Source organism: uncultured Aurantimicrobium sp. (assembly GCF_936931525.1).
GTDB lineage: Bacteria > Actinomycetota > Actinomycetes > Actinomycetales > Microbacteriaceae > Aurantimicrobium.
In genome coordinates, this window is the sequence record NZ_CAKZII010000137.1 from 1 (window position 1) to 1,280 (window position 1,280).

A 1,280-nucleotide genomic window follows, 5' to 3' on the forward strand; every position below is an offset into this window, starting at 1 on the left:
GGGTTCGGGCACAATCACTTTGTAAATTCTCGAAAGTTCCTGACGGATAGTCACCGCAGAAACCCCTAACTTCTCTGAAATGTGGGGAACATCTATGCCCTCCACGATGAGAGCCATGATTTCGTGTTGGCGTGGGGTGAGTTGCTCAAACTCAGTTGAGGATTCGCTTCGCTCTGTTTCCAAGATTTTGGGGTCAATGATGGAAAGCCCCCGTGCTGTTGAGCGCAAGACATCTACTAAGTAGGGCATATCGATGGATGCGCTCTTTTGGATGGTGGACCATCCTTCGAGGTTCCGAGCTGAAAGTTGAGAGAGGAAATTTACCTCAGCATGTTGAGAGTAGATCACGATACCGATATTGGAGTTGATGGATCTCAGCTGAAGTGCAAGTTCCTGGCCTGTGGCACTGTTGTGACCGAGAGCAATATCAAGCAAGGCAACGTCAATTTGAGATGTTTGAGCACACTCAAGAGCTTCGTGGGAGTTTCCAACGTTTGCCACAACGTCAATGCCGTCTTGGCTGTGGAGGAGTTTGCTCATGATGGCACGCAGAGCGGGGTCATCTTCGACGTAGAGAACTCGTGTGTCTCTCATGGACCCCTCCCTTCTTCAGGCATTCTCACTTTTACAACATATAGCGGGACCCCGGTAGGGAGGTGCTTTCATACAGCTGTATGAATTAATCTTGGTCAGTTCAGCTTGAGAATACGTTTTCTTTATGACTCAGACTCACGCCAGATTTTTCAGACCACTTATTGCAACAGTCGTTTCTTTGGCTCTCGGAATTGCAGCAATAATTCCTGCGATGTCGGCCCAAGCAGTCGGGACACTTGACCAGCAATTTACTGGAGCGGCCAATACCTACACCGTTATTGAAAATGGCACCCCCAAAGGTCAAACTTTCACTGCTGGAATCACCGGACAACTTGATCGTTTTACAATTCAGCTTCAGAAGCAGGGCTCGCCTGGTGTTCTCAACGGATCTATCTATGCCGAATCGAATGGCGTAATTACAGGTAGTGCACTGGCAACAACCACTGTTGCAGAAGCTTCTGTGTCATCTTCGTCAATGGTTTCAGTGAATTTTGACTTTTCCACACCTGCCTCTGTCACTGCGGGTACTACCTATGTATTTGTCGTTGATCTTTGACTCCAGCGAAACAATCTTGATGGCGGTTCCCAGCTCACAGTGCATCATGGTGAGTTCCCATGTGATTTCATCTCTGAGCCCAGAACTCTTGCAGGCCGCTCTTGCTCATGAGCAAGCACACCTTGATCAA

At 48.4% G+C, this 1,280-nt stretch carries 2 protein-coding genes; one reads left to right on the plus strand and one right to left on the minus strand.

What is annotated here, in order from left to right; translation table 11 throughout:
• Positions 1-594: response regulator transcription factor (locus Q0362_RS06530; RefSeq protein ID WP_298121514.1), on the minus strand; the 594-nt coding region annotated here is incomplete at its 3' end.
• 124 nt (positions 595-718) lie between these two features.
• On the opposite strand from Q0362_RS06530, the gene Q0362_RS06535 reads away from it, so the two are divergent.
• The gene (locus Q0362_RS06535) at positions 719-1,150 is read left to right on the plus strand and encodes a hypothetical protein (protein WP_298121517.1); all 432 of its coding nucleotides are present in this window, start codon (positions 719-721) and stop codon (positions 1,148-1,150) included.
• The last annotated feature ends 130 nt before the right edge of the window (positions 1,151-1,280 follow it).